Source organism: Citrobacter pasteurii (assembly GCF_019047765.1).
GTDB lineage: Bacteria > Pseudomonadota > Gammaproteobacteria > Enterobacterales > Enterobacteriaceae > Citrobacter > Citrobacter pasteurii.
On record NZ_CP077262.1, the window covers coordinates 3,554,456 to 3,580,080 of the forward strand.

Annotated in this window: 26 protein-coding genes, 1 tRNA gene and 1 pseudogene; 9 read left to right on the forward strand and 19 right to left on the reverse strand. The window is 53.2% G+C overall.

The window, feature by feature from the left end:
• Positions 1–39 precede the first annotated feature (39 nt).
• From cydD to infA, 4 genes are all read left to right on the forward strand, one after another.
• Positions 40–1,806, forward strand: a complete 1,767-nt coding sequence (cydD, locus tag I6L54_RS17315; RefSeq protein WP_040233935.1) for a heme ABC transporter permease/ATP-binding protein CydD — start codon at positions 40–42, stop codon at positions 1,804–1,806.
• Entirely contained in the window at positions 1,807–3,528 is a 1,722-nt protein-coding gene (gene cydC / locus I6L54_RS17320; RefSeq protein ID WP_040233934.1) for a heme ABC transporter ATP-binding protein/permease CydC, read from the forward strand.
• Positions 3,529–3,572: 44 nt separating this feature from the next.
• The gene (gene aat / locus I6L54_RS17325) at positions 3,573–4,277 is read left to right on the forward strand and encodes a leucyl/phenylalanyl-tRNA--protein transferase (RefSeq protein WP_040233932.1); all 705 of its coding nucleotides are present in this window, start codon (positions 3,573–3,575) and stop codon (positions 4,275–4,277) included.
• 286 nt (positions 4,278–4,563) lie between these two features.
• On the forward strand, positions 4,564–4,782 hold the full coding sequence (gene infA, locus I6L54_RS17330) for a translation initiation factor IF-1 (RefSeq protein ID WP_002211347.1): 219 nt from the start codon (positions 4,564–4,566) through the stop codon (positions 4,780–4,782).
• Positions 4,783–4,860: 78 nt separating this feature from the next.
• On the opposite strand, the gene I6L54_RS17335 is transcribed toward infA, so the two are convergent.
• Positions 4,861–5,772 (reverse strand): LysR family transcriptional regulator, encoded by a 912-nt coding sequence (locus I6L54_RS17335; protein WP_005123587.1) that lies wholly within the window; start codon positions 5,770–5,772, stop codon positions 4,861–4,863.
• Between the two features lie 108 nt (positions 5,773–5,880).
• Here I6L54_RS17335 and I6L54_RS17340 point away from each other — a divergent pair, with 108 nt between their 5' ends.
• The 3 genes from I6L54_RS17340 to I6L54_RS17350 all read left to right on the forward strand — a co-directional run bounded on the left by I6L54_RS17340 (position 5,881) and on the right by I6L54_RS17350 (position 7,672).
• Complete coding sequence (locus I6L54_RS17340) at positions 5,881–6,741, forward strand: pirin family protein (protein ID WP_005123588.1); 861 nt, start codon at positions 5,881–5,883, stop codon at positions 6,739–6,741.
• A gap of 16 nt (positions 6,742–6,757) precedes the next feature.
• Positions 6,758–7,435, forward strand: coding sequence for an isochorismatase family protein (locus tag I6L54_RS17345; RefSeq protein ID WP_040233930.1), 678 nt, complete (start codon positions 6,758–6,760; stop codon positions 7,433–7,435).
• 149 nt (positions 7,436–7,584) lie between these two features.
• Positions 7,585–7,672: transfer RNA gene (locus tag I6L54_RS17350), tRNA-Ser, on the forward strand.
• 326 nt (positions 7,673–7,998) lie between these two features.
• Here the strand turns inward: I6L54_RS17350 and rlmC are convergent.
• The 10 genes from rlmC to I6L54_RS17400 form a co-directional block, all read right to left on the reverse strand.
• On the reverse strand, positions 7,999–9,126 hold the full coding sequence (gene rlmC / locus I6L54_RS17355; protein WP_040233929.1) for a 23S rRNA (uracil(747)-C(5))-methyltransferase RlmC: 1,128 nt from the start codon (positions 9,124–9,126) through the stop codon (positions 7,999–8,001).
• A 41-nt stretch (positions 9,127–9,167) separates the two neighbouring features.
• Positions 9,168–9,656 (reverse strand): YbjO family protein, encoded by a 489-nt coding sequence (locus I6L54_RS17360; protein ID WP_005123594.1) that lies wholly within the window; start codon positions 9,654–9,656, stop codon positions 9,168–9,170.
• Positions 9,657–9,715: 59 nt separating this feature from the next.
• Positions 9,716–10,561, reverse strand: coding sequence for a putrescine ABC transporter permease PotI (gene potI / locus I6L54_RS17365; RefSeq protein ID WP_040233928.1), 846 nt, complete (start codon positions 10,559–10,561; stop codon positions 9,716–9,718).
• The gene (gene potH / locus I6L54_RS17370) at positions 10,558–11,511 is read right to left on the reverse strand and encodes a putrescine ABC transporter permease PotH (RefSeq protein WP_040233926.1); all 954 of its coding nucleotides are present in this window, start codon (positions 11,509–11,511) and stop codon (positions 10,558–10,560) included. The genes potI and potH overlap by 4 nt, the downstream gene beginning before the upstream one ends.
• A 9-nt stretch (positions 11,512–11,520) precedes the next feature.
• Entirely contained in the window at positions 11,521–12,654 is a 1,134-nt protein-coding gene (gene potG / locus I6L54_RS17375; RefSeq protein WP_005123599.1) for a putrescine ABC transporter ATP-binding subunit PotG, read from the reverse strand.
• Between the two features lie 137 nt (positions 12,655–12,791).
• A complete protein-coding gene (gene potF / locus I6L54_RS17380) occupies positions 12,792–13,904 on the reverse strand; it encodes a spermidine/putrescine ABC transporter substrate-binding protein PotF (RefSeq protein WP_005123601.1) in 1,113 nt (370 codons plus the stop codon).
• A 430-nt stretch (positions 13,905–14,334) separates the two neighbouring features.
• Entirely contained in the window at positions 14,335–14,811 is a 477-nt protein-coding gene (locus I6L54_RS17385) for a type III secretion system chaperone family protein (protein WP_005123602.1), read from the reverse strand.
• Positions 14,812–14,901: 90 nt separating this feature from the next.
• Complete coding sequence (gene rimK / locus I6L54_RS17390) at positions 14,902–15,804, reverse strand: 30S ribosomal protein S6--L-glutamate ligase (protein ID WP_005123604.1); 903 nt, start codon at positions 15,802–15,804, stop codon at positions 14,902–14,904.
• A gap of 59 nt (positions 15,805–15,863) precedes the next feature.
• Positions 15,864–16,586: a nitroreductase NfsA gene (nfsA, locus tag I6L54_RS17395; RefSeq protein ID WP_005123605.1), complete on the reverse strand. Its 723-nt coding sequence runs from the start codon at positions 16,584–16,586 to the stop codon at positions 15,864–15,866.
• The gene (locus tag I6L54_RS17400; RefSeq protein WP_040233924.1) at positions 16,570–16,860 is read right to left on the reverse strand and encodes a DUF1418 family protein; all 291 of its coding nucleotides are present in this window, start codon (positions 16,858–16,860) and stop codon (positions 16,570–16,572) included. The genes nfsA and I6L54_RS17400 overlap by 17 nt, the downstream gene beginning before the upstream one ends.
• Before the next feature lie 172 nt (positions 16,861–17,032).
• Between I6L54_RS17400 and I6L54_RS17405 the strand changes: the two genes are divergently transcribed.
• Positions 17,033–17,296, forward strand: coding sequence for a GrxA family glutaredoxin (locus I6L54_RS17405; protein ID WP_005123606.1), 264 nt, complete (start codon positions 17,033–17,035; stop codon positions 17,294–17,296).
• Between the two features lie 34 nt (positions 17,297–17,330).
• On the opposite strand, the gene I6L54_RS17410 is transcribed toward I6L54_RS17405, so the two are convergent.
• On the reverse strand, positions 17,331–17,711 hold the full coding sequence (locus I6L54_RS17410) for an inner membrane protein YbjM (protein WP_040233923.1): 381 nt from the start codon (positions 17,709–17,711) through the stop codon (positions 17,331–17,333).
• Positions 17,712–17,980: 269 nt separating this feature from the next.
• Here I6L54_RS17410 and I6L54_RS17415 point away from each other — a divergent pair, with 269 nt between their 5' ends.
• Complete coding sequence (locus I6L54_RS17415; RefSeq protein WP_040233921.1) at positions 17,981–19,666, forward strand: aspartate:alanine antiporter; 1,686 nt, start codon at positions 17,981–17,983, stop codon at positions 19,664–19,666.
• A 286-nt stretch (positions 19,667–19,952) separates the two neighbouring features.
• On the opposite strand, the gene I6L54_RS17420 is transcribed toward I6L54_RS17415, so the two are convergent.
• The 7 genes and pseudogenes from I6L54_RS17420 to I6L54_RS17450 form a co-directional block, all read right to left on the reverse strand.
• Positions 19,953–20,168 carry an ogr/Delta-like zinc finger family protein gene (locus I6L54_RS17420; RefSeq protein ID WP_072041520.1) on the reverse strand — a complete coding sequence of 72 codons (216 nt, stop codon included), beginning with the start codon at positions 20,166–20,168 and terminating at the stop codon, positions 19,953–19,955.
• 67 nt (positions 20,169–20,235) lie between these two features.
• On the reverse strand, positions 20,236–21,336 hold the full coding sequence (locus I6L54_RS17425) for a phage late control D family protein (protein WP_040233920.1): 1,101 nt from the start codon (positions 21,334–21,336) through the stop codon (positions 20,236–20,238).
• The gene (locus tag I6L54_RS17430; protein ID WP_040233918.1) at positions 21,333–21,818 is read right to left on the reverse strand and encodes a phage tail protein; all 486 of its coding nucleotides are present in this window, start codon (positions 21,816–21,818) and stop codon (positions 21,333–21,335) included. Before I6L54_RS17430 ends, I6L54_RS17425 begins: the two co-directional genes overlap by 4 nt.
• Positions 21,815–24,617 (reverse strand): annotated as a pseudogene (locus I6L54_RS17435) (phage tail tape measure protein). The gene I6L54_RS17430 and the pseudogene I6L54_RS17435 overlap by 4 nt, the downstream one beginning before the upstream one ends.
• Positions 24,610–24,729 carry a GpE family phage tail protein gene (locus tag I6L54_RS17440; RefSeq protein WP_001397628.1) on the reverse strand — a complete coding sequence of 40 codons (120 nt, stop codon included), beginning with the start codon at positions 24,727–24,729 and terminating at the stop codon, positions 24,610–24,612. Before I6L54_RS17440 ends, I6L54_RS17435 begins: the two are co-directional and overlap by 8 nt.
• Before the next feature lie 14 nt (positions 24,730–24,743).
• The gene (locus I6L54_RS17445) at positions 24,744–25,046 is read right to left on the reverse strand and encodes a phage tail assembly protein (RefSeq protein WP_001744189.1); all 303 of its coding nucleotides are present in this window, start codon (positions 25,044–25,046) and stop codon (positions 24,744–24,746) included.
• A gap of 54 nt (positions 25,047–25,100) precedes the next feature.
• Entirely contained in the window at positions 25,101–25,616 is a 516-nt protein-coding gene (locus tag I6L54_RS17450) for a phage major tail tube protein (RefSeq protein WP_040233917.1), read from the reverse strand.
• Positions 25,617–25,625 lie beyond the last annotated feature (9 nt).

Consider the following 25,625-nt stretch of genomic DNA (forward strand, 5'->3'; position numbering starts at 1 on the left):
CTGCCCAAAAATTCCAATAACTCACCTGCTAAGCGTGCAATGAATAAAACCCGTCAAAAAGAGCTTACCCGCTGGTTAAAACAGCAAAGTGTCATTTCTCAACGCTGGCTGAATATTTCACGCCTGTTGGGGTTCGTGAGTGGCCTGTTAATTGTCGCTCAGGCCTGGCTCATGGCTCGGATTCTGCAGCACATGATCATGGAAAATATCCCCCGTGAAGCGCTGCTGTTCCCTTTCGTCGTGCTGGTCTTGATTTTTATCCTGCGGGCGTGGGTTGTCTGGTTACGTGAGCGAATAGGGTTTCATGCGGGCCAACATATTCGTTTTGAGATTCGTCGCCAGGTTCTGGATCGTCTGCAACAGGCGGGGCCAGCATGGATACAGGGGAAGCCTGCCGGAAGCTGGGCCACGCTGATTCTGGAACAGATTGACGATATGCATGACTACTATGCGCGTTATTTGCCGCAAATGGCGCTTGCGGTATGCGTCCCGCTATTGATTGTGGCTGCCGTTTTCCCGTCAAACTGGGTTGCAGCCCTTATCCTGCTGGGAACCGCACCACTGATCCCTCTGTTTATGGCGATGGTCGGTATGGGCGCTGCCGATGCCAACCGGCGTAACTTTCAGGCACTTGCCCGACTCAGCGGTCATTTCCTCGATCGCTTGCGCGGCATGGAAACACTGAGAATTTTTGGTCGCGGCAAAGCGGAGACGGAAAGCATCCGGGCTGCATCGCAGGATTTCCGTCAGCGTACGATGGAAGTGCTTCGTCTGGCATTCCTGTCTTCGGGCGTGCTGGAGTTTTTCACTTCGCTCTCTATTGCCCTGGTAGCCGTGTACTTCGGTTTTTCTTATCTCGGCGAGCTTGATTTCGGCCACTACGGAACCGGCGTCACGCTGGCGGCTGGTTTCCTGGCGCTGATTCTGGCACCGGAATTTTTCCAGCCCCTGCGCGATCTGGGCACGTTTTACCATGCCAAGGCGCAAGCGGTAGGCGCTGCCGACAGTCTGAAAACGTTCATGGAAACCCCGCTCGCGCATCCTGAGCGTGGCGATATTGAGCTGGCGACCAAAGACGCGGTTTCAATTGAAGCCGAAGATCTGATCATCACCTCACCCGAAGGCAAGATCCTGGCTGGTCCGCTTAACTTCTCCCTACCCGCAGGCCAGCGCGCGGTGCTGGTTGGGCGTAGTGGTTCCGGTAAGAGCTCGCTGCTGAATGTTCTGTCAGGCTTTCTCTCGTATCAGGGCTCATTGCGTATTAATGGCTTTGAACTTCGTGACTTGTCGCCTGATGCCTGGCGTAAACAACTCTCATGGGTTGGGCAAAACCCGCAGCTTCCGGCTGCTACATTGCGCGAAAATGTGCTGCTGGCATGCCCTGATGCCAGCGAAGAACAGTTACAGGCCGCGCTCGATAGCGCCTGGGTCAGTGAGTTTTTACCGCTGCTTCCTCGGGGTGTGGATACCCCAGTGGGCGACCAGGCAGGTCGACTTTCTGTCGGGCAAGCGCAGCGTGTTGCCGTTGCCCGTGCCTTACTCAACCCGTGTCAGTTACTGCTGCTCGACGAACCCGCAGCCAGTCTTGATGCTCACAGCGAACAACGTGTGATGCAGGCATTGAATGCGGCATCGCGCCGCCAGAGCACACTGATGGTTACGCACCAGTTGGAAGATCTTGCCGACTGGGACGCAATCTGGGTCATGCAGGATGGGCAGATTGTCGAACAAGGTACCTACGCGCAACTTAGCGCAGCCAACGGGGCTTTTGCGACATTACTGGCTCACCGTCAGGAGGACATCTAAATGCGCGCTTTGCTACCCTATCTGACGCTGTATAAACGTCATAAATGGATGTTAACACTGGGGATCGTTCTGGCGATCGTTACATTACTGGCAAGCATTGGTTTACTGACGCTTTCAGGCTGGTTCCTGTCTGCTTCCGCCGTCGTCGGTGTCACCGGGATTTACAGTTTTAACTACATGCTTCCGGCGGCTGGCGTTCGCGGGGCGGCAATTACCCGAACCGCAGGTCGTTATTTCGAACGACTGGTCAGTCACGACGCGACGTTTCGTGTATTGCAGCATCTGCGTATTTACACCTTCAGCAAATTGCTGCCGCTCTCCCCTGCCGGGCTCGCCCGATACGGCCAGGGCGAACTGCTCAACCGCGTTGTGGCGGATGTCGACACGCTCGATCATCTCTATTTACGCGTGCTTTCCCCGCTGGTTGGTGCGTTTGTCGTTATTGTGGTAGTCACGCTAGGGTTGAGCGTTCTCGATCTCACACTCGCCATCACCCTTGGCGGTATTATGCTGCTGACTCTGTTTATCTTGCCTCCGTTGTTTTACCAGGCGGGTAAAAGCGCCGGGCAGAACCTGACGCATCTGCGCGGGCAATACCGTCAGCAGTTGACCTCCTGGTTACAGGGTCAGGCGGAGCTGACCCTTTTTGGCGCCAGTGAACGCTACCGCACACAAATGGAAGCCACCGAGCTGCAATGGCATGAAGCTCAGCGTCGTCAGTCCGAATTAACGGCCTTGTCTCAGGCTGTCATGCTGCTGATTGGCGCTCTGGCTGTGGTGATGATGTTATGGATGGCTTCAGGTGGCGTAGGCGGAAACACTCAACCAGGCGCACTGATAGCGTTGTTTGTGTTCTGCGCGCTGGCCGCTTTCGAAGCGCTGGCCCCTGTTACCGGCGCATTTCAGCATCTCGGCCAGGTGATTGCTTCAGCACTACGTATTACCGAACTGACAGAACAGCAACCGGAAGTCACCTTCCCGGATACGGAATCTACGGTTTCGCAACAGATTACTCTGACATTGCGTGAGGTGTCTTTCAGCTATCCTGGGCAAACACAAAAAGCTCTGGACACCCTTTCTTTGCTCGCTAAACCCGGTGAACACATTGCGATTCTGGGTCGGACAGGCTGTGGGAAATCAACGTTGCTGCAATTATTGACCCGTGCATGGGATCCACAACACGGCGAAATCCTGATTAACGATCGTCCGATTTCAACGCTGAACGAAGCCGCATTGCGCCAATGCATCAGCGTCGTACCACAGCGAGTGCATCTGTTCAGTGCGACATTGCGCGATAACCTGCTGTTGGCTGCGCCACACGCCAGCGATGAAGCGCTATCCCAGATGCTGTGTCGTGTCGGTCTGGAAAAACTGCTTGAAGGTGATGGTCTCAATGCCTGGTTGGGTGAAGGCGGTCGTCAGCTTTCAGGCGGAGAGCTACGCCGTTTGGCTATCGCGCGAGCCTTGCTGCACGATGCGCCGCTGATGCTTCTGGATGAACCTACTGAAGGTCTGGATGCAACAACGGAAAGCCAAATGCTTGAATTGATTAACGATGTGATGCGCAATAAAACCATCCTGATGGTCACACATCGCCTGCGCGGACTGTCGCGATTTAATCAAATAATAGTGATGGACAACGGACGCATAATTGAGCAAGGTAATCACGCAGATCTGTTAGCCAGGCAGGGGCGTTATTACCAGTTTAAGCAACGTCTGTAAGCTATTATTGAACGATCCAACTCGCGTAGTGGAGTTTCGCTGTCATGCGCCTGGTGCAACTGTCCCGCCATTCTATCGCCTTCCCCTCACCGGAAGGCGCTTTACGCGAGCCTAATGGTTTGTTGGCGCTGGGGGGCGATCTCAGCCCTGCCCGCCTGCTAATGGCCTACCAACGCGGTATTTTCCCGTGGTTTTCTCCTGGCGACCCTATCCTCTGGTGGTCGCCCGACCCACGCGCCATTCTTTGGCCTGACAAATTTCACGTAAGTCGCAGCATGAAGCGCTTTCATAAACACTCACCGTATCGCGTGACACTTAATTACGCGTTTGGTCAGGTCATTGAAGGATGTGCAAACGACCGGGAAGAAGGCACCTGGATAACGCATGATGTCGTGGATGCCTATCATCGGCTGCATGAACTTGGACACGCGCACTCTATTGAAGTATGGCGGCAAAATGAATTAGTCGGCGGGATGTACGGCGTTGCGCAAGGTACCCTTTTCTGCGGTGAATCGATGTTCAGTCGCCAGGAAAATGCCTCCAAAACCGCACTGCTTGTTTTTTGCGCTGAATTTATCCGTCAGGGCGGAAAATTAATCGATTGCCAGGTGTTAAATACCCATACCGCGTCGCTGGGAGCCATTGAGACTCCGCGCAGGGACTACCTTGAACATTTAAGCAGGCTACGCCAGCAGCGCCTACCGAGCCACTTCTGGGTGCCCAGGACGTTATTTTCGCCTCAGAAGTGAATGTTTTCGGCACATTTTTTGTCGGGGTGTTATAATTGGTGCCGCAGAGTCGGTTTAGCCCATTACCCCGCCGCCGTTAAGGAACAGTTCGCGTCAGGCAACGCCTATCGTTTATCTCATCGTTCCCTTACACGTTGCGCTTTTAGTGCGGCTTTGTTGTGTGTGGTTAGAGTAATGCGCCAAACCCGATTTACTGCGTTTTAAACGCACAAATCTTTACTTATTAAAAGAACTTCGGCATTATCTTGCCGGTTCAAATTACGGTAGTGATACCCCAGAGGATTAGATGGCCAAAGAAGACAATATTGAAATGCAGGGTACCGTTCTCGATACGTTACCTAATACCATGTTCCGCGTAGAGTTAGAAAACGGTCACGTGGTTACTGCACACATCTCCGGTAAAATGCGTAAAAACTATATCCGCATCCTGACGGGCGACAAAGTGACTGTTGAACTAACCCCGTACGACCTGAGCAAAGGCCGCATTGTCTTCCGTAGTCGCTGATTGTTTTAACGCCCAAATGGCGTCCAGATAATAAAAGGTCGGTTTAACCGGCCTTTTTTGTGGACTGATATTACGTATTTAATCCTCGATCATTCGTGCATATTCTTCCGTGAGGAAATCCACCAGTGCACGAACCGACGGCAATAACCCCCTGCGCGATGGAAAAACCGCGTGAATGATCTCTCGCTTTGGTTCCCAACCGTCGAGTAATGCCACCAGCTCGCCCGCCACTATTTGCTCTTTTACCATCAATTGCGGAAGCTGAACGACCCCTACACCTGCCACTGCCGCTTCGCGTAAAGCCAGCATATCGGTGGTGATCATACGCGGTGTGAAATGCACTTCCGCACGTGCGCCCTGTGGGCCAAATAATTCCCAGCGATGCACATGCTTACCCGTGGCCAGGCTCAGACCAGGCCATCTGGTCAGCTCCGCTGGCGCATGTAAAGTGCCCATCCGCTCGATCAATCGCGGGCTGGCATACAGGCGATGCCCCCTGTCAGCAAGTACACGCATTACCAGATCGCTATCCTCAAAAGGACGGGGTCTGACGCGAATCGCGACATCAAGGCCTTCACCGACCACGTCAACCCGACGATTTGTCGCCTCAAGCTGTACGGATACATCGGGATAACGTGCCATAAAACGGGCGAGCATGGAGCCGACATGTACGTGCAGTAAAGTGACCGGACAGGTCAGCTTCACAATACCTCGCGGCTCTACCTGCAACGCCGCAATGGCATCCTGCGCTGCCTGCGCTTCCACCAACATAGCCTTACAGTGTTCATAGAACGTTTGTCCAACTTCAGTAACATTAAACTGCCGGGTGGTTCGCTGAATCAATCGCACCCCCAGCCTCTCCTCCAGTTGTGCAATTCGGCGGCTCAGTTTTGATTTCGGTTCATCGAGCGCCCGACCGGCCGCAGCGAATCCTCCTTCTTCAACTACGTGAACAAACCACGCGAAATCATTGAGATCCGGCTTAGTCATCTTATTGTCCTATTTATGAGACTGTGAAAGCTATTTTAGCTACTACTCAGTTCTCTGTCATGAATATAAGCTTATTCACATCAAGATAACGCCACTGAGGAGACACATATGAAACAAGTAACAGGCGTCTACACCGCACCTCGCCCACACTGGGTTGGCGATGGATTCCCGGTTCGCTCGATGTTCTCTTACCAGTCTCATGCTGAACAGTTAAGTCCGTTCCTGCTGCTGGATTACGCCGGGCCACATACCTTCACCCCAGGTAATGAAAAACGTGGCGTGGGCGAACACCCTCACCGTGGTTTCGAAACGGTGACCATCGTGTACAGCGGTGAAGTTGAGCATCGTGATTCAACCGGTCGCGGCGGCATTATCGGCCCCGGCGACGTGCAGTGGATGACCGCGGGCGCAGGGATATTGCACGAAGAGTTCCATTCGCCTGAATTTACCCGTCAGGGCGGCGAGCTGGAAATGGTGCAGCTGTGGGTCAATCTGCCGGCAAAAGACAAAATGGCCGTACCAGGATATCAGGGCATTAGTAGTGATGTTATCCCTACTGTCGCGCTGCCAGATGACGCCGGCACTCTCCGTGTCATTGCGGGCAGCTATCAGGAAACAAAAGGTCCGGCACATACCTTCTCGCCGCTGAATGTCTGGGATATGCGTCTGCAGCGTAATCATCAGTTCACGTTGTCCCAGCCGGAAGGATGGAGCACTGCACTGGTGGTACTGAAAGGGAATATCACCGTAAACGGCACCACGCCTGCCAGCGAAGCGCAACTGGTGGTGCTCGGCCAGCAGGGGAAAACGCTACACATTGAAGCCACCAGCGACGCCTGCGTGCTGCTGCTGTCCGGCGAACCGTTGAACGAGCCGGTTGTGGGTTACGGTCCATTTGTCATGAACACGAAACAAGAAATCGCAGAAGCAGTACGCGATTTTAACTCCGGCCGCTTTGGCCAAATCTGAATCAAAGGAGAATACTATGTCCAGCCCTGCAAACTTTAATGGTTCACGTCCGGTCATCGATGTAAATGATTCCGTTATGCTGCTTATCGATCACCAGAGCGGACTTTTCCAGACCGTCGGCGATATGCCCATGCCAGAACTGCGTGCGCGTGCTGCCGCGCTGGCTAAAATGGCCTCCCAGGCGAAGATGCCGGTGATTACTACGGCATCTGTACCGCAGGGGCCTAACGGTCCGTTGATCCCAGAGATCCACGCTAATGCGCCACATGCCCAATACGTGGCGCGTAAAGGTGAAATCAACGCCTGGGATAACGAAGACTTCGTGAAAGCCGTGAAAGCGACCGGTCGTAAGACGCTGATCATCGCCGGTACCATCACCAGCGTATGCATGGCTTTCCCGGCCATCAGCGCGGTTGCGGAAGGCTACAAAGTTTTCGCAGTGATCGACGCTTCCGGTACTTACAGCAAAATGGCGCAGGAAATCACCCTGGCTCGTGTCGTTCAGGCAGGCGTAGTCCCGATGGATACCGCCGCCGTCGCGTCTGAAATTCAGGGGACATGGAACCGTGAAGACGCCGCTGAATGGGCGGAAGTGTATACCAAGGTCTTCCCTGCTTATCAGTTGCTGATTGAGAGTTACAGCAAAGCCCAGGAAGTCGTCACCAACGGTGAAAAACTGGACTCTCAGCGCTGATCTTATCCTCCGTGCCTGCCCGGGCGGAGGAATATGTACATTGCGTAACCAAACGAGAGTGAACACGTAAATTCTGCTTGACCGTTTTAGCGCAACTCCCTATAGTAGCGCCCCGTTGCCCCCCAAGCGGTCAGGCAGCAATACAATATGGTGAGGTGTCCGAGTGGCTGAAGGAGCACGCCTGGAAAGTGTGTATACGGCAACGTATCCGGGGTTCGAATCCCCGCCTCACCGCCATATTTGAAGAAGAGCTCGTACGCAAGTACGGGCTTTTTTTTCGCATATTGCATTTGCCGGATGCGGTGCAAGCACCTTATCCGGCCTACGAATGACGAACAACCTGTAGGCCTGATAAGCGAAGCGCCATCAGGCAAGTCAGTTATTGTCGGCTGAGCAGCGTTAACACCCGCCTCACCGCCATATTTTAAGAAGAGCTCGTACGCAAGTACGGGCTTTTTTTTTCGCATATTGCATTTGCCGGATGCGGTGCAAGCACCTTATCCGGCCTACGAATGACGAATAACCTGTAGGCCTGATAAGCAAAGCGCCATCAGGCATGCCATTTATCGCCGACTAAGCAGCGTCAACACTTCGTAGTGTGCAGTGTGCGGAAACATATCGAAAAGCTGAACGCGCTCAATGCGATACCCTGGCAATTCACGAATATCCTTCGCCATGGTTTGCGCATTACAGCTGGAATAAACGATAAAACGCGGTGCCATGTGAGAAAGAAAATCACACAGCGGTTTGCCAATTCCCCGACGCGGTGGATTCACCAGCACCAGGTCCGGTACTTCGCCCTGAGCGGTAGCAAACTGAGTTGAGTCCAGCGCCTGAAAATGCAGATTCTGTAACCCAAGCTCCTGTGCCGACTGTTTCGCGCAGGTAATCGCTTCTGGCGCGATTTCAATCCCCGTCAGTTTCATCTGCGGCGTGGCGCAGTGCAGCCCAAACCCCCCAACACCGCAAAACAGATCCCACATGTGATTAACAGGTAGCTGACGCACCCAGTCGCGCGCCGTGGCATATAGCTGCCCCGCCACGAGCGGATTGGTCTGGAAGAAGCTCTGCGGACGGATCCACAGCGGTACGTCGTTAAAACGTTCGGCCAGTGCCTGCTGTTCGGTCAGGAAGATTTCTGTCTCCCCTTCCATAATCGCCATATGCACAGGCTGGATATTGACGCTAATGACTTTTAGCTGCGGTAACTGTGCCTGCAGCCACGGTAGCGCCGTACGCAGCTGTGCCAGTTTCGCGTCGGAACGCAGGACAAAACGCAGCATCATACCGCCATCAAATTGGCTTTCCGTTAACAGCAGATATTTCAGTTCTCCACGTTTACGCGCCACGTTATAGGGCGTCAGCCCCGCGCGGGCGATAAACGGTTTGAGTGCGGCAAATACGGGCGCAAAAGACTCAGGATAAAGCGGGCAGTCGCACAAATCCTCAGGCGTACCGTCACGATGCAGCATTCCCAATAGCGGTTTCTCCACGCTGCCGCTAACCACCATTTTAGCTTTATTACGAAAAGCGCTTTCCGGGCCGCTGACTGGCGCGCACCATTCACCGACTGGATAATCGGCCAGCAGATTTTGCAGATCGGCTGTTTTGGCGAAGAGTTGATCGGCGACAGGCTGTGCTATCCACTGACAGGAGCGACAGCGTTCAGCGTCATAAAGTGCGCACTGCATACAAAAACCTACAAATTAACCGGGGGCCAGAATTATACACGTTATTGCAAGCGGAAGAACCGCCTGCTGGACGCAGGAATAAACAGCAGTAGCAACACCAGCATATCCGGCAATTTTTGCATCACCAGCGTATGCAGAATTTCACGTCTGGACTCCCCCGCAATACTGAACAGTTCCGGATATCCGTAGCCCAGCGAAGCCGCCCACAGATAGACGCTGGCGATAATCTGGGTCAGCAGATAGATCCAGCGGGCCCAGTTCCGTCCTTTGACCAGCGAAAATGCGCAGTAAATTTCGATAAATAGCAGCACCAGACTGCCAAGAAATACCAGCGTCAAATTCCAGGTCTGCACACTGCGATGAATAAACTCACTGGTTCCACGAAACCCAAGCGTATTAAAAATCATCAACAGATCGAGACAGCGGATCATGATGATAGCCAGCGCCGCCACCTGCACAAAAGCAGGGACGTTTAAGCGAGCATGTGATGTGGATGATTTCTTAAAAAATCCCAACGCGTCGTCTTCCATGAAAACGGCGCAACCACCACAGCTGCGCCGTATAGACAGATTGGCAGATTTTAGTTTTTTCAGCCGCGTCTTGCACGTTGGATATCGCGTATCCGTTGTTTTTCTGTTCGCGCCATCAGATACCACGCCATAAATCCGATAATTCCTACCACGCCAAGGATCAGCGTCGCCAGTGCGTTGATCTCTGGGTTAACCCCCATACGTACGCTGGAGAACACCAGCATCGGTAACGTTGTGGCTCCAGGACCAGAGACAAAGCTGGCGATAACCAAATCATCCAGCGATAGCGTAAAGGCCAGTAACCAACCGGAAATGACCGCCGGCATAATCATCGGCAGCGTAATGACGAAAAAGACCTTCAGCGGCGTCGCGCCGAGATCCATCGCCGCTTCCTCAATGGAGTGATCCAGTTCGCGCAAACGCGAGGAAATCACCACCGCTACGTACGCCGTACAGAAGGTGACGTGCGCCAGCCAGATGGTCAACATACCGCGATCCGCCGGCCAGCCGATGGCATGAGCCAACGCCACAAACAGCAGCAGCAGCGACAAACCGGTAATGACATCCGGCATGACCAGCGGCGCGGTGATCATAAAGGCGAAACCATTCGAACCACGAAAACGACCAAAGCGCACCATCACCACAGCGGCGATGGTGCCAAGGATCGCCGCCATCGTCGCAGCACAGGCAGCAATCGTTAAACTCATGCCGACGGCACTCATCATTGCAGTATCGTGGAAAAGTTCACCGTACCAGCGTGTTGACCAACCCGCCCACACCGTCACCAGCTTAGAGCTGTTAAACGAATAGATAACTAACATCAGCATGGGGGCGTACAGGAAAGTAAACCCCACAACCAGGATAAAGATCCGCCACGGCGAGCGGACGACCGGCAAGTTATTCATCCGTGTTCCCCCACGCTTTTCTGCTGATACTTATGGAACCACATGATTGGCACAATCAGTAACAGCAACATAATGATGGCAACCGCAGACGCTACCGGCCAGTCGCGGTTATTGAAAAACTCCTGCCATAGCACACGGCCGATCATAATGCTGTCCGGCCCCCCAAGCAGTTCCGGAATAACAAATTCCCCTACCGCCGGGATAAACACCAGCATTGAGCCAGCGATAATCCCGCCTTTGGTCAACGGCACAATCACGCTAAAAAAGGTTTTCAACGGCCGTGCGCCTAAATCCAACGCCGCTTCCACCAGCGAATAGTCAATGCGCGTCAGTGCGGTATAAATCGGCAGCACCATAAAGGGCAAATAGGCATAAACAATACCGATATAAACCGCCAGGTTGGTATGCAGGATCGTCAATGGCTGATCGATAACCCCCAGCCACATCAGGAAATTGTTCAGCACCCCGTTATTTTTCAGGATCCCCATCCAGGCATAGACGCGAATCAAGAAAGAGGTCCAGGAAGGCAGGATCACCAGTAACAGCAAAATATTGCGTGTAGAAGGCTTGCTGTGTGCCACCGCCCACGCCAGTGGGTACCCCAACAACAGACAGCAGATCGTCGAAATCCCCGCTACCTGCAAAGACTGCAGGTAAGCATCGAAATAGAGCGGGTCGTCCGTCAACTGCAGGAAGTTACCTAAATTGAGCGTAATAGATAGCTGACCATCGGCCCATGCCACAAGGTCAGTGTACGGCGGTATCGCCCGTGCCATTTCTGACAGGCTTATCTTGAAGACAATCAGAAACGGCAATAAAAACAGGAGAACCAGCCACACATACGGCAACGCGATCACCAGCTTGCGACCATGTTTCATTTGCAACTGCGACATATACAGCGTGAAACGGCTCGCTTTTTCGGCACCTGCCGGAGGTTCAAGTGTACTCATCTTCGCTCCTTAAACCGTCAACACCACACAGCTGTCCGCATCCCAACACAAACGTACCTCGTCACCCCAGGTCGGTAGCCCCTTGCGATAGCGATGTTCGTTTTGCAGCTGGGCACTCAACATCTGGCCGCTTTTTAAACGCACGTGGTACACCGACAAATCGCCCAGGTAGGCAATGTGCACCACCTCACCCACCGCAAAGTTATAGCCATCCGGCGGAGGGGCATCACAGAGCATGATTTTTTCCGGACGAAGCGCGACATACACCGGGACGTTATCGACAACAGAAGCATCTGCGTCCACTTTCAGCGGATGCACCAGACCTGGAGACTCTATAATCAAACCATCTTCCTGACGTTCTTTCAGTAGCCCCTCAAAAACGTTTACCGAACCGATAAACTCTGCGCTGTAGCGCGTGGTCGGATGCTCGTAGATCTCTTCCGGCTCGCCGATCTGCACAAATTTGCCGCGGTTCATGATTGCAATGCGCCCTGCCATGGTCATGGCTTCTTCCTGGTCGTGCGTCACCATCACGCAGGTCACCCCTACACGCTCAAGAATATCAACCACTTCCAGCTGCATGCGGTCACGCAGTTTTTTATCCAAAGCGCCCATCGGTTCATCCAGCAGCAGCAGCTTCGGGCGTTTCGCCAGGCTACGCGCCAGTGCCACGCGTTGACGCTGACCGCCTGAAAGCTGATGTGGCTTACGTTTGGCGAACTCCTGCATGTGCACCAGCCCGAGCATCTCATTCACCCGGCTAGCGATTTCTGCTTTCGGCAGCTTGTCCTGCTTGAGTCCAAAGGCAATATTCTGTTCCACCGTCATATGTGGAAACAGAGCGTAGGACTGAAACATCATATTAATTGGGCGCAGATAAGGTGGGACATGCGCCAGATCGACACCGTCCAGCATGATTTGCCCGGTAGTCGGCAGCTCAAACCCCGCCAGCATGCGCAACAGGGTTGATTTACCACAACCGGACGCACCCAGCAGGGCAAATATTTCGCCTTTGTAGATAGTGAGATTGACGTCATCGACGGCGTGCTGACCGTCAAATGACTTCGTCAGGTTGCGAATTTCAAGCAGCGGGGTCAGCGCCTTGCGGATTTTCGCTTGTGGGCGTGGGGTTGCATCATTCACTCAAGTGCTCTCCGGCATAAATAAAGAAACAGTGCAAATAACGCACCTTACTGGTGCGTATTGCCGGGTTTTGTGTGTCCGGGATCGGCACTGCCCGGCAGGCGTAAATCCTGCCGGGTCACGTCCCGTACATCAGGTTATTTCCCGCTTTTTACCTTCGTCCAGGCGCGAGTACGGACACGATCAATCTTCGGATCCTGAACTTTCAGCGTGAACAGCTTGGCGCGGACATCCGCAGGCGGGTAAATACCAGGATTGTCGCGAACTTCCTGGCTGACCAGTGCTGTCGCTTCTTTGTTGGCATTGGCATAGAACACGTGGTCGGAAATATGCGCAATCACATCAGGGCGCAGCAGGTAATTGAGGAACTGATAGGCTTCGTCTTTGTTTTTCGCATCTGCAGGCATCGCGAACACATCAAAGAACGCCATCGCCCCCTCTTTGGGAATCGAGAAGGAGATATTGACGCCATTTTTCGCTTCTTTCGCACGGTTTGCGGCCTGCCATACATCCCCTGCCCAGCCAATCGCGACACAGGTATCACCATTTGCCAGATCGTTAATGTATTGCGAGGAGTGGAAATAACGGATATTCGGACGCAGTTTCAACAGCAAATCGGTTGCCGGCCCGGTGTAATCATCCGCTTTGGTACTGTTTGGATCTTTACCCAAATAGTTCAGCACAGTGGCAAACACTTCTTCAGGCGCATCGAGGAAAGAGACACCGCAGCTTTTGAGTTTTTCCAGATTCTCCGGTTTGAGGATCAAATCCCAGCTGTTAACCGGGGCATCCGCACCCAGCACCGCTTTAACTTTATCCACGTTGTAGCCAATACCGGTGGTTGCCCACATATACGGCATAGCAAACTTATTGTCTGGATCGTGTTTACCCACCAGTTTCAGCAGTTCAGGATCGAGGTTTTTCCAGCCTGGCAGTTTGCTCTTATCCAGGGGCTGAAAAACGCCCGCGGTCAGTTGCCGTTCGAGGAAACTGGCTGACGGGACAACAAGGTCAAAACCGGTGCTGCCTGCCATGAGCTTACCTTCCAGGACTTCATTGGAATCAAATACGTCATAGATAACTTTAATTCCGGTCTCTTTTTCAAAATTAGCCACTGTATCCGGGGCAATATAATCAGACCAGTTATAAATATGCAGCGTTTTTTGTTCAGCAGCGAGCGTGCCGGCAGAGATGGCCATCAGAGCACCCGCAACCAGGCCTGATAACCATTTTTTATTTAAGGCGGTCATAATCTCTTTCCTTCTGAAAGTTCGTTAACAAACGAACAAAAAAGTCACACTCTAATGATATGCAAGAAACGTGCATATTATTTCATTCGGCACCAATGAAAGAGAGGTCTCTCTCCCCGCCGCTATTGCTCGCTGATATCCGCTGACTCATTCAACATGCATACAGCCACAGATAGCTCATAGTGGACACATTGAACGGTGACGTTTATAAGCCTTGCAAGAATAACTTTAGCCAGGATTCGAGGATATAGCCCAGATAAAAAAACGTCTTTTATCAATTTTTTATGCAGGTTTTGTCTATGACGTAAAGCGATAGAGACTGAATCGAAGTGAATAATTCTTTAAGAAAAGGTTAAATGCAGAATAAAAACGTGAAATACGCAACCGCTCTGGCAGCGGCTACGCTATAGATACCCAAAATCAGGAACGATTAATGGAGGAAATGCACCTCTGCATTGCCGTTTTGCCCGTCTTCTTCGGCATTAAACAACAACTGATGTGCCCCGGCTTCAAGGATCACCATCGATATCTGTTCTTCGCTCTGACGCACAAAACATTCAAACTGTTCAAACGTCACACCCGGCATAACGGATAACGACTGACAAACCACCAGCTTTGGCAGATTATCATCCTGCATATCCAGAAAGGCCTTTACCGTCAGCGAGCTGGCATTGATTGCGGACAGATCGGCGGCCAGCGGCAGCAGCGCTGAAGGTCTGACTTCCGCCATCGCGGAAAATAGAATGACGTTATCCACCAGATCAATTTTTGCATCAAAAATGCCATCGAAGTTCTGCATGTGCGGTAAATGCAGCGCCTGACAGGTATCACATTCAAAAAAACTCATGCCCAGGTCGTCGAGCCATTGACGCAACGTATCCAGAGTGGGAACGACCAGTGATGTCATAATAATGTGCGACCTCTATTGATGAAAAAATTACCGGCACAGCTTACGCAAAAAGACCGTGTCATACCACGATCGCTATCGATATTGCGTTTAGCCGCCGATTTTAAGACAAAATTCAGGAGTAGCATGACGCTCGATCCACTGGATCATTCGCGCAGCAATATCTATCCCTGTGGTTTTTTCCACGCCCTCCAGCCCTGGAGAAGCGTTGACCTCCATAACCAGCGGTCCGCGTTCTGCACGCAGGATATCGACGCCAGCAACATCAAGCCCCATCGTGCGGGCAGCTTTAAGCGCAATGTCCCTTTCCTGCAGCGTGATATTGGCAATAGTGGCGACCCCGCCGCGATGCAAGTTAGAACGAAAATCGCCCTCTTTCGCCCGGCGCTCAATGGCGGCCACCACCTCGTCTCCCACCACAAAACAGCGAATATCTCGCCCCTTCGCCTCTTCGATATATTCCTGGACCAGAATATGGGCATTCAGACCACGAAATGCATCCACTACGCTCTCTGCGGCCTGGCGCGTTTCGGCCAATACCACACCGATTCCTTGAGTCCCCTCCACCAGTTTCACCACCAGCGGTGCACCGCCGACCATATCAATCATATCGCTGGTATCGTCCGGCGAGTGGGCTATTCCGGTAATGGGCAGGTCAATTCCCTGTCGCGCCAACAGTTGTAACGAACGCAGCTTATCGCGTGCGCGGGTAATCGCTACTGACTCATTCAGCGGATAGCTACCCAGCATCTCAAACTGGCGTAATGCCGCCGTACCGTAGAAGGTAATGGCTGAGCCAATTCTTGGAATGACCGCGTCAAAATGGGGAAGCTGGCGGCCTTTATAATGGATAGAAGACGCTGCCGGGCTAATGTTCATATAACAAGAAAGAGGATCGATAACTTCAACCAGGTGACCGCGTTGCATCGCCGCTTCACGCAGGCGTTTGCAAGAATAGAGCGTTCCATCCCGGGATAAAATGGCAATTTTCACCCTGCACCTCTCTAAAAGACCTGGTAAAAGCTGGCGTATCATACACTGGGTTAAACGCTTTAGCGCGTCGCCCATCCCTGTTTATGTAAATATTCCAGGATAAAGGGACGGCTTTCTTTAATGATGGTGCGGCGAATATGATCGCTCCAGGTATCGCGACGCGTGTTGCTACCACGGGTCAGATAGTACTGCGCAAGCTGTTCGTCATATTGCGACAAAACATCCTGATCGAGCGGCTGGTAATGGTTTTCATGCACCACCAGTGTTGCTGGCAGCCGGGGCTTGATGTCCGGGTTATCCGCAGGCCAGCCGAGACACAGGCCAAACAGTGGCAAAACATGCTTCGGCAGCGTCAGTAATTCCGTTACCGGCTCAATATTGTTGCGCAGACCGCCAATGAACACACCGCCAAGTCCCAGCGATTCAGCCGCTGTCAGCGCATTTTGCGCCATCATCGCCGTATCAACCACGCCAAGCAACAGTTGCTCCGCCAACCCCAGTTGCGCATCGGGGCAAATCTGCAAATGGCGATTAAAATCAGCGCAAAAAACCCAGAATTCAGCGGCCTGTGCGACGTGCTTTTGTCCTCCAGATAAGGTCACCAGGGACTCACGCAGACTTTGATCGGTAATACGAATTATCGTCGTGCACTGCAAAAAACTTGAGCTTGATGTCCCTTGAGCGGCAGCAATAATCGCCTCACGCTGTGCGTCCGAAATACTTTCATCGGTGAAATGGCGAATGGAACGGTGGCTGCGAAGTAAATCAATGGTTGGAGTCATCTTTTTTTTCTCTGGCTGAATGGGAAGAAGCGTCGGGAGCACGCGGCATCAGCTGCGGTGCCAACAGCTGCGCAATGCGCAACATCAATACCACCGCGGCGGGAAGCATCAGCAGCACGCCCAGAAATATCATTACCACGCAGGCTAACGGGCTGCTAAGCGGTGCGGGTAAGGTGAGATAATCGTTAAGCGATAGCAGCGCCAGCGATAACAAAACCATCCCTATTATTTCCAGCATCAATACACTTTTGGGTAATACACCAATTGTGCGCATAAGCGGCCTCCCGGCGAAATGGCTTTCATTATAAAACGTTCCGCCTTGTCGTGTTTAACAGTTATAGCTTGAGGATATCAAAGCAACAGGCTGAACCTGCTTTCCATCCGTCACAAATCGCGGCATCATAACAAGTATTGCCATCCGGCCTGATAAGCTCGAGGAGAGAGAGATGTTTGCCGTTATTTTTGGTCGCCCAGGGTGCCCGTATTGCGTGCGCGCAAAAGAATTAGCAGAAAAATTAAGCAATGAGCATGACGATTTTAACTTCCGCTACATTGATATCCATGCCGAAGGTATTACTAAAGCAGATCTGGAAAAAACGGTAGGTAAGCCAGTTGAAACCGTTCCGCAGATTTTCGTTGATCAACAACACATCGGCGGCTGCACGGATTTTGAAGCGTGGGCAAAAGAGAATATGAATCTGTTCGCCTGATAACTGTTTCTACGCCCTCCGCAGGAGGGCGTCATCAGTTTTTTTTCCGCCGCTGACGCTGGTTGAATAAGCTACTGATAAATAAAAAACACAATGCCCCAAGCGCACACCAAAACACTGCACTGAACAACCATGCCAGCTCTTGCCACAGCGAACGCGTCGGCATAAAAACGAACCGCATCAGTAACAAACAGCACGGCGCTGCCAGTATTGCACCAAGAAGGGGTTTGAGCACCTCGCGACGGTGGGAGAAAAAGCTTGCCACAGCGCCAGGCAGAATAAAAAACAACAACCCGACCTCAGGATGCCCAGCCGCTCTAAATGCGCCTTTCATATTCAGCGTCAATGAAAGACACACTACAATAAAGAGCACAAAGCAGCAGATCGCACCCGCCCAACTTTGCTTATGTTTCAATCGTTCCTCCTGACATCCTCTCTATCGAACACTCTTTTCGCCCGTAGGCGTCCAGTCAGATAAAGTTACTCGGCATTCCATGCCAAAAACACACCCACACGATTCTTATAGCCGTTGATACGTAATGAGATTAAACTAGCCGCATATATTGTCGTGCTGCATTATTTGGGGCTGTGTACGATGCTGTCGCCCCTTAATTTCTGGCAAAAACATTAGCGTAAATTGCCATTTCTTTCAATAGCTTACTAGTAAACAAGAAGTTAGCCTCCGTGAATATAAACGTCGCAGATTTGTTAAATGGGAATTACATCCTGTTATTATTTGTGGTCCTGGCTCTGGGCCTGTGTCTGGGTAAATTACGCCTGGGTTCAGTCCAACTCGGTAATTCCATTGGCGTTTTAGTGGTCTCCCTATTATTAGGTCAGCAGCACTTTAGTATTAACACTGACGCATTAAATCTTGGCTTTATGCTGTTTATTTTTTGTGTCGGGGTGGAAGCCGGTCCCAACTTTTTTTCGATTTTTTTTCGGGATGGGAAAAATTACCTGATGCTAGCACTGGTGATGGTCGGTAGTGCACTGCTGATCGCCCTGGGACTGGGTAAGCTATTTGGCTGGGATATCGGCCTGACGGCAGGCATGTTGGCTGGTTCAATGACGTCTACGCCCGTTCTGGTCGGCGCGGGCGATACGTTGCGCCATTCAGGGATGGAAGGTACACAGCTATCCACCGCCCTTGATAACCTGAGCCTCGGTTACGCCCTCACCTATTTAATTGGGTTGGTCAGTCTGATTGTTGGCGCGCGCTATCTGCCAAAACTGCAGCATCAGGATCTGCAAACCAGCGCCCAACAAATCGCGCGTGAGCGTGGGCTCGACACTGACGCCAACCGTAAGGTTTATCTACCGGTGATCCGCGCCTACCGTGTCGGCCCGGAACTGGTTGCATGGGCTGACGGGAAAAATCTGCGCGAGCTGGGCATCTACCGCCAGACCGGTTGTTATATTGAACGTATCCGCCGCAACGGTATTCTGGCCAACCCGGACGGTGACGCAGTGCTGCAAATGGGCGATGAAATTGCCTTAGTGGGCTACCCGGATGCACATGCTCGCCTCGACCCCAGCTTCCGTAACGGTAAAGAGGTGTTCGATCGCGATCTGCTCGATATGCGTATCGTCACTGAAGAGATTGTGGTGAAAAACCACAATGCCGTAGGTCGTCGTCTGGCTCAGTTGAAGCTGACCGACCATGGCTGCTTCCTGAACCGCGTGATCCGCAGCCAGATCGAGATGCCCATTGACGACAACGTCGTACTTAATAAAGGCGATGTATTACAGGTCAGTGGCGATGCGCGCCGTGTGAAAACCATTGCCGATCGTATCGGCTTTATTTCAATTCACAGCCAGGTGACCGATCTGCTGGCTTTCTGCGCATTCTTTATTATTGGCCTGATGATCGGGATGATCACCTTCCAGTTCAGTAACTTCAGCTTCGGTATCGGCAACGCAGCCGGATTGCTCTTCGCCGGAATTATGCTGGGATTCCTGCGTGCTAACCATCCAACGTTTGGCTACATCCCTCAAGGTGCGCTGAACATGGTCAAAGAGTTTGGCCTGATGGTCTTTATGGCTGGTGTCGGCTTAAGCGCAGGTAGCGGCATTGGTAATGGCCTCGGCGCAGTGGGTGGCCAAATGCTGATTTCGGGTCTGATTGTCAGCCTGGTTCCAGTAATCATCTGTTTCTTGTTTGGGGCTTATGTATTGCGCATGAACCGGGCCCTGCTGTTCGGGGCGATGATGGGGGCGCGTACCTGTGCGCCAGCAATGGAAATCATCAGTGATACCGCGCGCAGCAACATTCCTGCTTTAGGCTATGCGGGCACATACGCGATTGCTAACGTTCTGTTGACGCTGGCGGGGACACTCATCGTCATCATCTGGCCTGGCATCGGTTAGAACTGTTTTTTTGCTTTTAATGAAAATTTTTGCAGGTAAGCAGAACTTTTCTTAAAGGCGTCAGTCATAACTATTGCCACTGCTTTTCTTTGATGTCCCCAATTTGTGGAGCCCATCAACCCCGCCGTTTTGGTTCAAGGTTGATGGGTTTTTTGTTGCCTGAAATTCGCCTCCCTTCTAATCAACTACTTAGATAGCTACGTCTTCATCTGTGGCGACAAAGTGGCGACAGCGCTTTTGTAATGGCGGCACCAGACGTAAAAAACCCGCCAGCGGCGGGTCAGTATCAGTAAGCTAATTGTTCCTGCATCCCTTGCGGATGAGGTGGCGCAGAGCTGATTTTTTGTGGTCGGCACACTGAACGAACAAACGTTTCATGCGTTACGAAGGTATGCCCACATTCGATGTTAGTGCACTGGTTGTAGCGTTCTTTGGTTTCATTGGAAACCTGGAAGCTGCTTCGGGTATGTGCAGCCTGCCCGCACATAGGACAATTCATCATAATAATCAGCCCTCATTATTAACCAGTTCGCAATAATGATACATCATTGTTCGCAATTTGGAACTAATCATTCGATTGCGAACTCATCTATTTTTACTTCAAGCTCCATGCTGGTCGTAAAGCCGTTATCTGCGCTGACAGAATGCGTCAGGGTGGTAATGGTCCATTCTGCGTCATCGATCGGCTGCTTAAACCCCGTCACCTTCACCGGCATTTCCGTATAGAGATCAGCCCGCCCCTCAGCGAGCTGCAGGGAAAATGAAGCAACCCCACGCTGCAGACGTTCCCACTGCATTTTCGCTGCGCGCTCTGCATTGCTCCGGTTGGCGTAGGTACGATTAAGAACCAGCACGTTTTCATCCGTTCCCACCAGATAATCGCCCTGTTTTGCTTCCGGCTCTTTGGGTGTGGTGGTTTTCTTTCGACGACGCTTAACACTGGTTGTCTCTTTTTTCCTAGGTTCACGCGTATGCAACCAGCTGGCAATAACGCCGGTATAGGCACCACGATCAGCAAGGGTGAACCGATGACCGTCACCGGCTTTGCGCGTGATGGTGATAACAGGCAGCGGCTTGCCGCTCGCCGTTCTTCCCTGTCCCTGCCGGATAAACAGCAGATTCGCATCCTTAACGGAAGCAATCGCCCCATACTGTCTCGCCAGTTTCATCAGAAAACTTGCATCGCTTTCATTGGTCTGGTCCAGATGATCCAGCGCCTTATCCGTCAGGTCTTTACCCAGCGCCATTTTGAGGTTATGCCGGGCGGCGATTTCCTTTACCACCTCCCCCACCGTTGTCTGATGCCATGATTTTTCGCGCCGTGTATTGAGGGTTTCACGGAAATCTGCGCTACGCGCCCGGATGGTCAATCGGTCAGGGGCACCGCTGTGTTCAATTTCATCCACGGTAAAAGCCCCTTTAGGGAAAAGCGGCTGGCCTTTCCAGCCCAGCGCCAGCTGAATCACTGCCCCACGTCGCGGCAGAGCAATCAGACCGTCGGCGTCGTCCAGCTCCAGATCAAGCTGATCCGCTTCAAAGCCCCGGTTATCCGTCAGCGTCAGACTCATCAGGCGGGTATCCAGCACGGTCGTCACGTCCTTACCTTCAATGACGATACTGAAAGCCGGGCTTTTGCTGTTCAGATTCAGGAGATCAGAATTAAAGTTCACTGCAGCAATCCTCCAGCCGTGTTTTTAATCCCCTCAATCGCAGAGGCAGCAGAGTCCTGCAGGTTGCTGAGCTGGTCACTCAGGCTGCCGAACATATCCGCCAGCGACTCATCCACCCTTTTCAGTGACAATGAGAACTCAATGCGGCGCGGCATCCCGTCCCGGAAAAACTCTGCTTTCGTCTGGTTCAGCCCCTCGATCACATACATGCCATAAATCGTGCCGCTGCCCTCGATCAGGGGCCACGCCTTGCCCAGCTCCGCCATCTGTTCCAGCGCCAGCATGGACAGCCTGCCGCCGGTAATTTCCGGCAACAGCACCCCGGATAGCGTCAGCGTGTCATTATCCGGCCCCAGAAATTGCGTGGTGGCGCGGCGATTTACGCGGCTGTTTGTCGCATGGCGCCAGCTGCGCTGATACTGCAGTTCCTGATAAGGGACCGTGCGCAGCTCGAAAACAAATAATCCCAGCACCATCATCATGAGTCATAGCCCCCCTGATCGCTGTAGTTACTCCGGGCCTTCGCCCTGATCCGGCGGTCACGCTCATCGAGCTGTCGCGCCACCTCTCGCGCAATGTCCTGCGCATTCTGTCCTGGCTGCGCCTGGATAATAATCTGCGTGGGGGCGTCCACACGGATAACCGGCTGTACGCTGGCGCTCTGGCCCATCATTGCGGCGCCTGCTTTTACCGGCAGGCTAAACGGATGAAGCGGTGCCGCATCGACCGGCGCCGCAGCCACCCCCATCATCCCGGCAACCACCGAGGCCAGCGCCGCTGTGCGTCGCCTGCTGGTTACGTTTACCGGGCCGTTGATAATCTCCGGGCCGTTCTCCCCCACAATGCCAAACTGCCCGCGCGGGATATTACCGCCGGTGTCATACATCCCCGCATAAGCCGGGAACCCGCCTGGCGGCAATATCACGCTGCCGTTACCGCCCACTGTGGCAGGCGTCTGATTTGGCAGCCTGGCGCTGGCGGCCTCTTTGTTAACCAGACCAAGTTTATCCAGCAACCAGATCACACCGGATTTCAGAGATTCCAGCGGATGCAGCGCCATGTTCAGCCCTTCCGCCACCATTTCCCCGAACAAACGCCCCATTGATGCCGCACTCTGCAGCTCTGCCGCCGTCGATTTAACTGGCGTCAGCAAGTCAGTAAACCAGCCCCACAACTCCCGGACCTTATCTCCTACCCACTGAAAAATAGGCATTAGCGTAGTGAAGGCTGACAGGATAGGCGCTGCCGCCGCTTTGAACCCTTCCACCACGCCACCCAGAAAGGCGCTGATAGGCTGCCAGTATTTCCAGACCACTATCGCCACCCCAGCCAGCGCAGCCACCACCAGACCGATCGGACTCAACAGCGCGCCAAGCAGACTACCCACAGAAAACAGCGCCACGCGCAGCACTGCCAGCGGGCCGGAAACCAGTAAACGCAGCACTCCGCCCGTGCGGGTCGCTGCAGCAGCGGTGGACGGTAACGCCTTAACCGCCAGCATCGACAGCGCGAACCGGATCACCGCAATCGGCCCCAGCACTGCAGCCACCGCCACCGCCAGCGTACCCAGCCCGACAGTGATCGCCGCCGTCGCCGCAGCCACTTTCATCAGCGTGCCAGCCAGCACGGGATTCTGCTCAACCCAGCGCCGCAGCGCCCTGGTCACGCCTTTAACCATGCTCATGATATCCATCAGCGGCTGGCGCAGCGTTTCCCCCAGGCTACTGAAAGCGTTTTGCGCGCCCGTCTTAACCAGCAACCACTGCGCAGACAATGAATCCTTGTTGATGTCGGATTCTTTCTGCATGGAGCCATTAGCATCGCTGCCTGCAGTGAGTTTCAGCTGGCGCTGCAGCTCCGGCAGGTTGTTTGCCAGTTTTGCGGCATCATCGCCAAACTCTTTGCCAAAAATCATCGTCATTGCAGACAGGCGCTTATCCTGCGGCAGCTTGTTGACCTTCTCCAGTACGCGCTGAATAGTGCCCATGGCATCCGTGGTCATCTGCTTTTCAATCTCTTCTGGATTAAGTTTCAGCAGGTCCATACCTTCAAAAAAGCGTTTGCTTTGCATGGTGGCAATGGAAAGTTCACGCACCATGGCATTTGAAGCACTGGCGGCAATTTCAGGCGCTGCGCCCAGAGAAAGGAAGGTTGAACCCAGCGCCGCCGCTTTGCGGAAGTCGAGGCGGTCAGCCACGCCGCCCATGCGCTGCAGGACGTTGATAATATCCCCGCCCTTTGACATGGCATTATCGTCCAGGTAGTTCAGCGCATCGCCCAGTTGCTCAATATTGCGCGTCGGTACTTTATACATTATACAGCTGCGCAATTTTCCCTAACCCTTCCGCCAGTTCATCTGCAGGCAGTTCAAAAGCGGTTGCTGCTTTCGCTGCAGTTGAGGCAAAGGCCAGTAAATCGCGCTTCTGGTCCTCAAAGGGATCATCCTGATTGGTCACGCCCATGCGGGCGCCACCCTCAACCAATGCCGCGTAGTCAATCGCGCCGTTCTCCATCGGCAGCTGCTCACTGGCAGCTTTGATGGCGTCCTGCATTTCATAAAATTGCTTTGTGCGGTTGCCGTTGTCGTCACGCAGTCCGTTAACCTGTTTCGCCACACCTTTCATGGCATCTTCCATGCTGGCGTAACTCCTGACCGCAGCCACAACCGGCGCTCCCATCGCAGCACCGGCGGCTGCCGTAGTCGCCCCGGCACCCGCAATGCGATCACGGACCTCAAGACGGCGGGAATACTGCTCACGGACAGCATTGATCCGCGCCTGCTGTTCACCCAGGCGTTTGAGGGATTTCTGCTGGCGGTCTAGCGCCTGCCTGGTTTCATCGGCATTCTGCCGCAGCACGCGCTGGGCGGAACTCAGGTTTTTAGTGTTGATACCTGCAGCACTTAATTCTTCGCGTTGCCGCTGGGCTGACTGCCGCAGCCCGTCGAAGGTATCTTTTAGCTGGCTGGCCCGACGTTTTGCCTGCTCCAGCTCCTTCGCCTGTTTTTTCGTGGGATTGCTGGCTGCAGCAAACGCATTCGCCAGTTCAGACACTTTCTGACGCGCAGCTGTAAGATCGTTTTTTGCTCCCTCAAGCTGGGTGCGGACCTTGCGGAATCCGTCGATACGGGCGGCCTGTGAATCAAGCGCTTTAAGGCTGGCACGGCTTTGTTGGATTGCGGCTGCCAGCTCCTTAGAGCTGGCCTGCGCGGTTCGGAATGGGCGGGTGAGCTTGTCAACCGCATTCAGAATCACCTGCAGACGCAGGTTATTGTCACTCATCGCTGGCCCCGCTTCTCTGAATCGCTTTGTGCCGCCACTCCAGCACCTCAGTCAGCGGCATAACGTCAGTGATGGACGGCGACCAGTGAAAAATGGTGGCGATATCCGCCACAAGGTCATCAATCGTCAGGCTGTCGGTAAACCGGCAAGCACCGACTTCTTCAACAAAAAAGTTACCACCTCTACCGACAGCGCGGTGAGATCGGCGGGGTCCAGTTCAGCCATTTCCTGTGCGGTCAGCGTTGGGGTGGAAATACGCGGGATCACTGTCATCATGGCCCCCACGTCCATATCCATAATGGCCTGCAGGCGAGTGCCGCGCAGCGCACCGGACTGCGGCTTACGCAGCACAATTTCGGTGATTTGGGTTTTACCGCGCATGATTGGCGTATCCAGTTGTACGGTTTTTTCAGTCAGCTTGTCGCTCATGTTCGTTTCCTGTTAATCAGATACTGGCGCGGATCACCGCGCCGTTAAGTTAAATCAGAGGCCAAGGGCGTTACGGTGTGCTTCCATCAGGTCCACGCCGTCAACGATTTCAATCATGTTGACCAGATCAACCTCATAGAGCACTTCGCCGTTAATGGTCAGCTTCGCGTAGCTGTTGGTGCTGCTGACTTTGGTGGTGCTGCTCTCGCCGGTTTTCCACTCGCCGGAATCCACTTCTTTATGACGCCCGCGCACAACCAGCTCAATGGCCTGCACTTCGCCGGTATCGTCACGCTGAATGGAACCGGTGAAACGCAGCTGGATGCCGCCAACGGTGGCCTTGCCCATCTGCTTGAATAACAGCAGTTCGGTGCCGCCGATTGAAAATTCCGTGTCCAGTGCGCCGTCATCCAGTCCCATGTCCACGTCCACCGCGCCCGGCATACCGCCGCCGCGATACTTCTCAAACTTGCGTGTGAATTTCGGCAGGGTCAGAGACTCAACGATCCCCTGCCAGTTGTTCCCGTCGTTGAACAGATTCAGGTGTTTTAACTTACGTGGTAAAGCCATGGTGTCCCC

Coding starts and splice junctions, on each gene's coding strand:
- I6L54_RS17430 (WP_040233918.1), bottom strand. CDS start 21,818: ATGATGATGGTGCTGGGATTATTTGTTTTCGAGCTGCGCACGGTCCCT.
- I6L54_RS17385 (WP_005123602.1), bottom strand. CDS start 14,811: ATGACATCACTGGTCGTTCCCACTCTGGATACGTTGCGTCAATGGCTC.
- rlmC (WP_040233929.1), bottom strand. CDS start 9,126: ATGCAGTGCGCACTTTATGACGCTGAACGCTGTCGCTCCTGTCAGTGG.
- cydC (WP_040233934.1), top strand. CDS start 1,807: ATGCGCGCTTTGCTACCCTATCTGACGCTGTATAAACGTCATAAATGG.
- I6L54_RS17340 (WP_005123588.1), top strand. CDS start 5,881: ATGAAACAAGTAACAGGCGTCTACACCGCACCTCGCCCACACTGGGTT.
- I6L54_RS17450 (WP_040233917.1), bottom strand. CDS start 25,616: ATGGCTTTACCACGTAAGTTAAAACACCTGAATCTGTTCAACGACGGG.
- I6L54_RS17420 (WP_072041520.1), bottom strand. CDS start 20,168: ATGATGAATTGTCCTATGTGCGGGCAGGCTGCACATACCCGAAGCAGC.
- I6L54_RS17445 (WP_001744189.1), bottom strand. CDS start 25,046: ATGAGCGACAAGCTGACTGAAAAAACCGTACAACTGGATACGCCAATC.
- I6L54_RS17405 (WP_005123606.1), top strand. CDS start 17,033: ATGTTTGCCGTTATTTTTGGTCGCCCAGGGTGCCCGTATTGCGTGCGC.
- I6L54_RS17360 (WP_005123594.1), bottom strand. CDS start 9,656: ATGGAAGACGACGCGTTGGGATTTTTTAAGAAATCATCCACATCACAT.
- infA (WP_002211347.1), top strand. CDS start 4,564: ATGGCCAAAGAAGACAATATTGAAATGCAGGGTACCGTTCTCGATACG.
- I6L54_RS17345 (WP_040233930.1), top strand. CDS start 6,758: ATGTCCAGCCCTGCAAACTTTAATGGTTCACGTCCGGTCATCGATGTA.
- cydD (WP_040233935.1), top strand. CDS start 40: ATGAATAAAACCCGTCAAAAAGAGCTTACCCGCTGGTTAAAACAGCAA.
- I6L54_RS17335 (WP_005123587.1), bottom strand. CDS start 5,772: ATGACTAAGCCGGATCTCAATGATTTCGCGTGGTTTGTTCACGTAGTT.
- aat (WP_040233932.1), top strand. CDS start 3,573: ATGCGCCTGGTGCAACTGTCCCGCCATTCTATCGCCTTCCCCTCACCG.
- potH (WP_040233926.1), bottom strand. CDS start 11,511: ATGAGTACACTTGAACCTCCGGCAGGTGCCGAAAAAGCGAGCCGTTTC.
- potF (WP_005123601.1), bottom strand. CDS start 13,904: ATGACCGCCTTAAATAAAAAATGGTTATCAGGCCTGGTTGCGGGTGCT.
- I6L54_RS17400 (WP_040233924.1), bottom strand. CDS start 16,860: ATGCGCACAATTGGTGTATTACCCAAAAGTGTATTGATGCTGGAAATA.
- nfsA (WP_005123605.1), bottom strand. CDS start 16,586: ATGACTCCAACCATTGATTTACTTCGCAGCCACCGTTCCATTCGCCAT.
- potI (WP_040233928.1), bottom strand. CDS start 10,561: ATGAATAACTTGCCGGTCGTCCGCTCGCCGTGGCGGATCTTTATCCTG.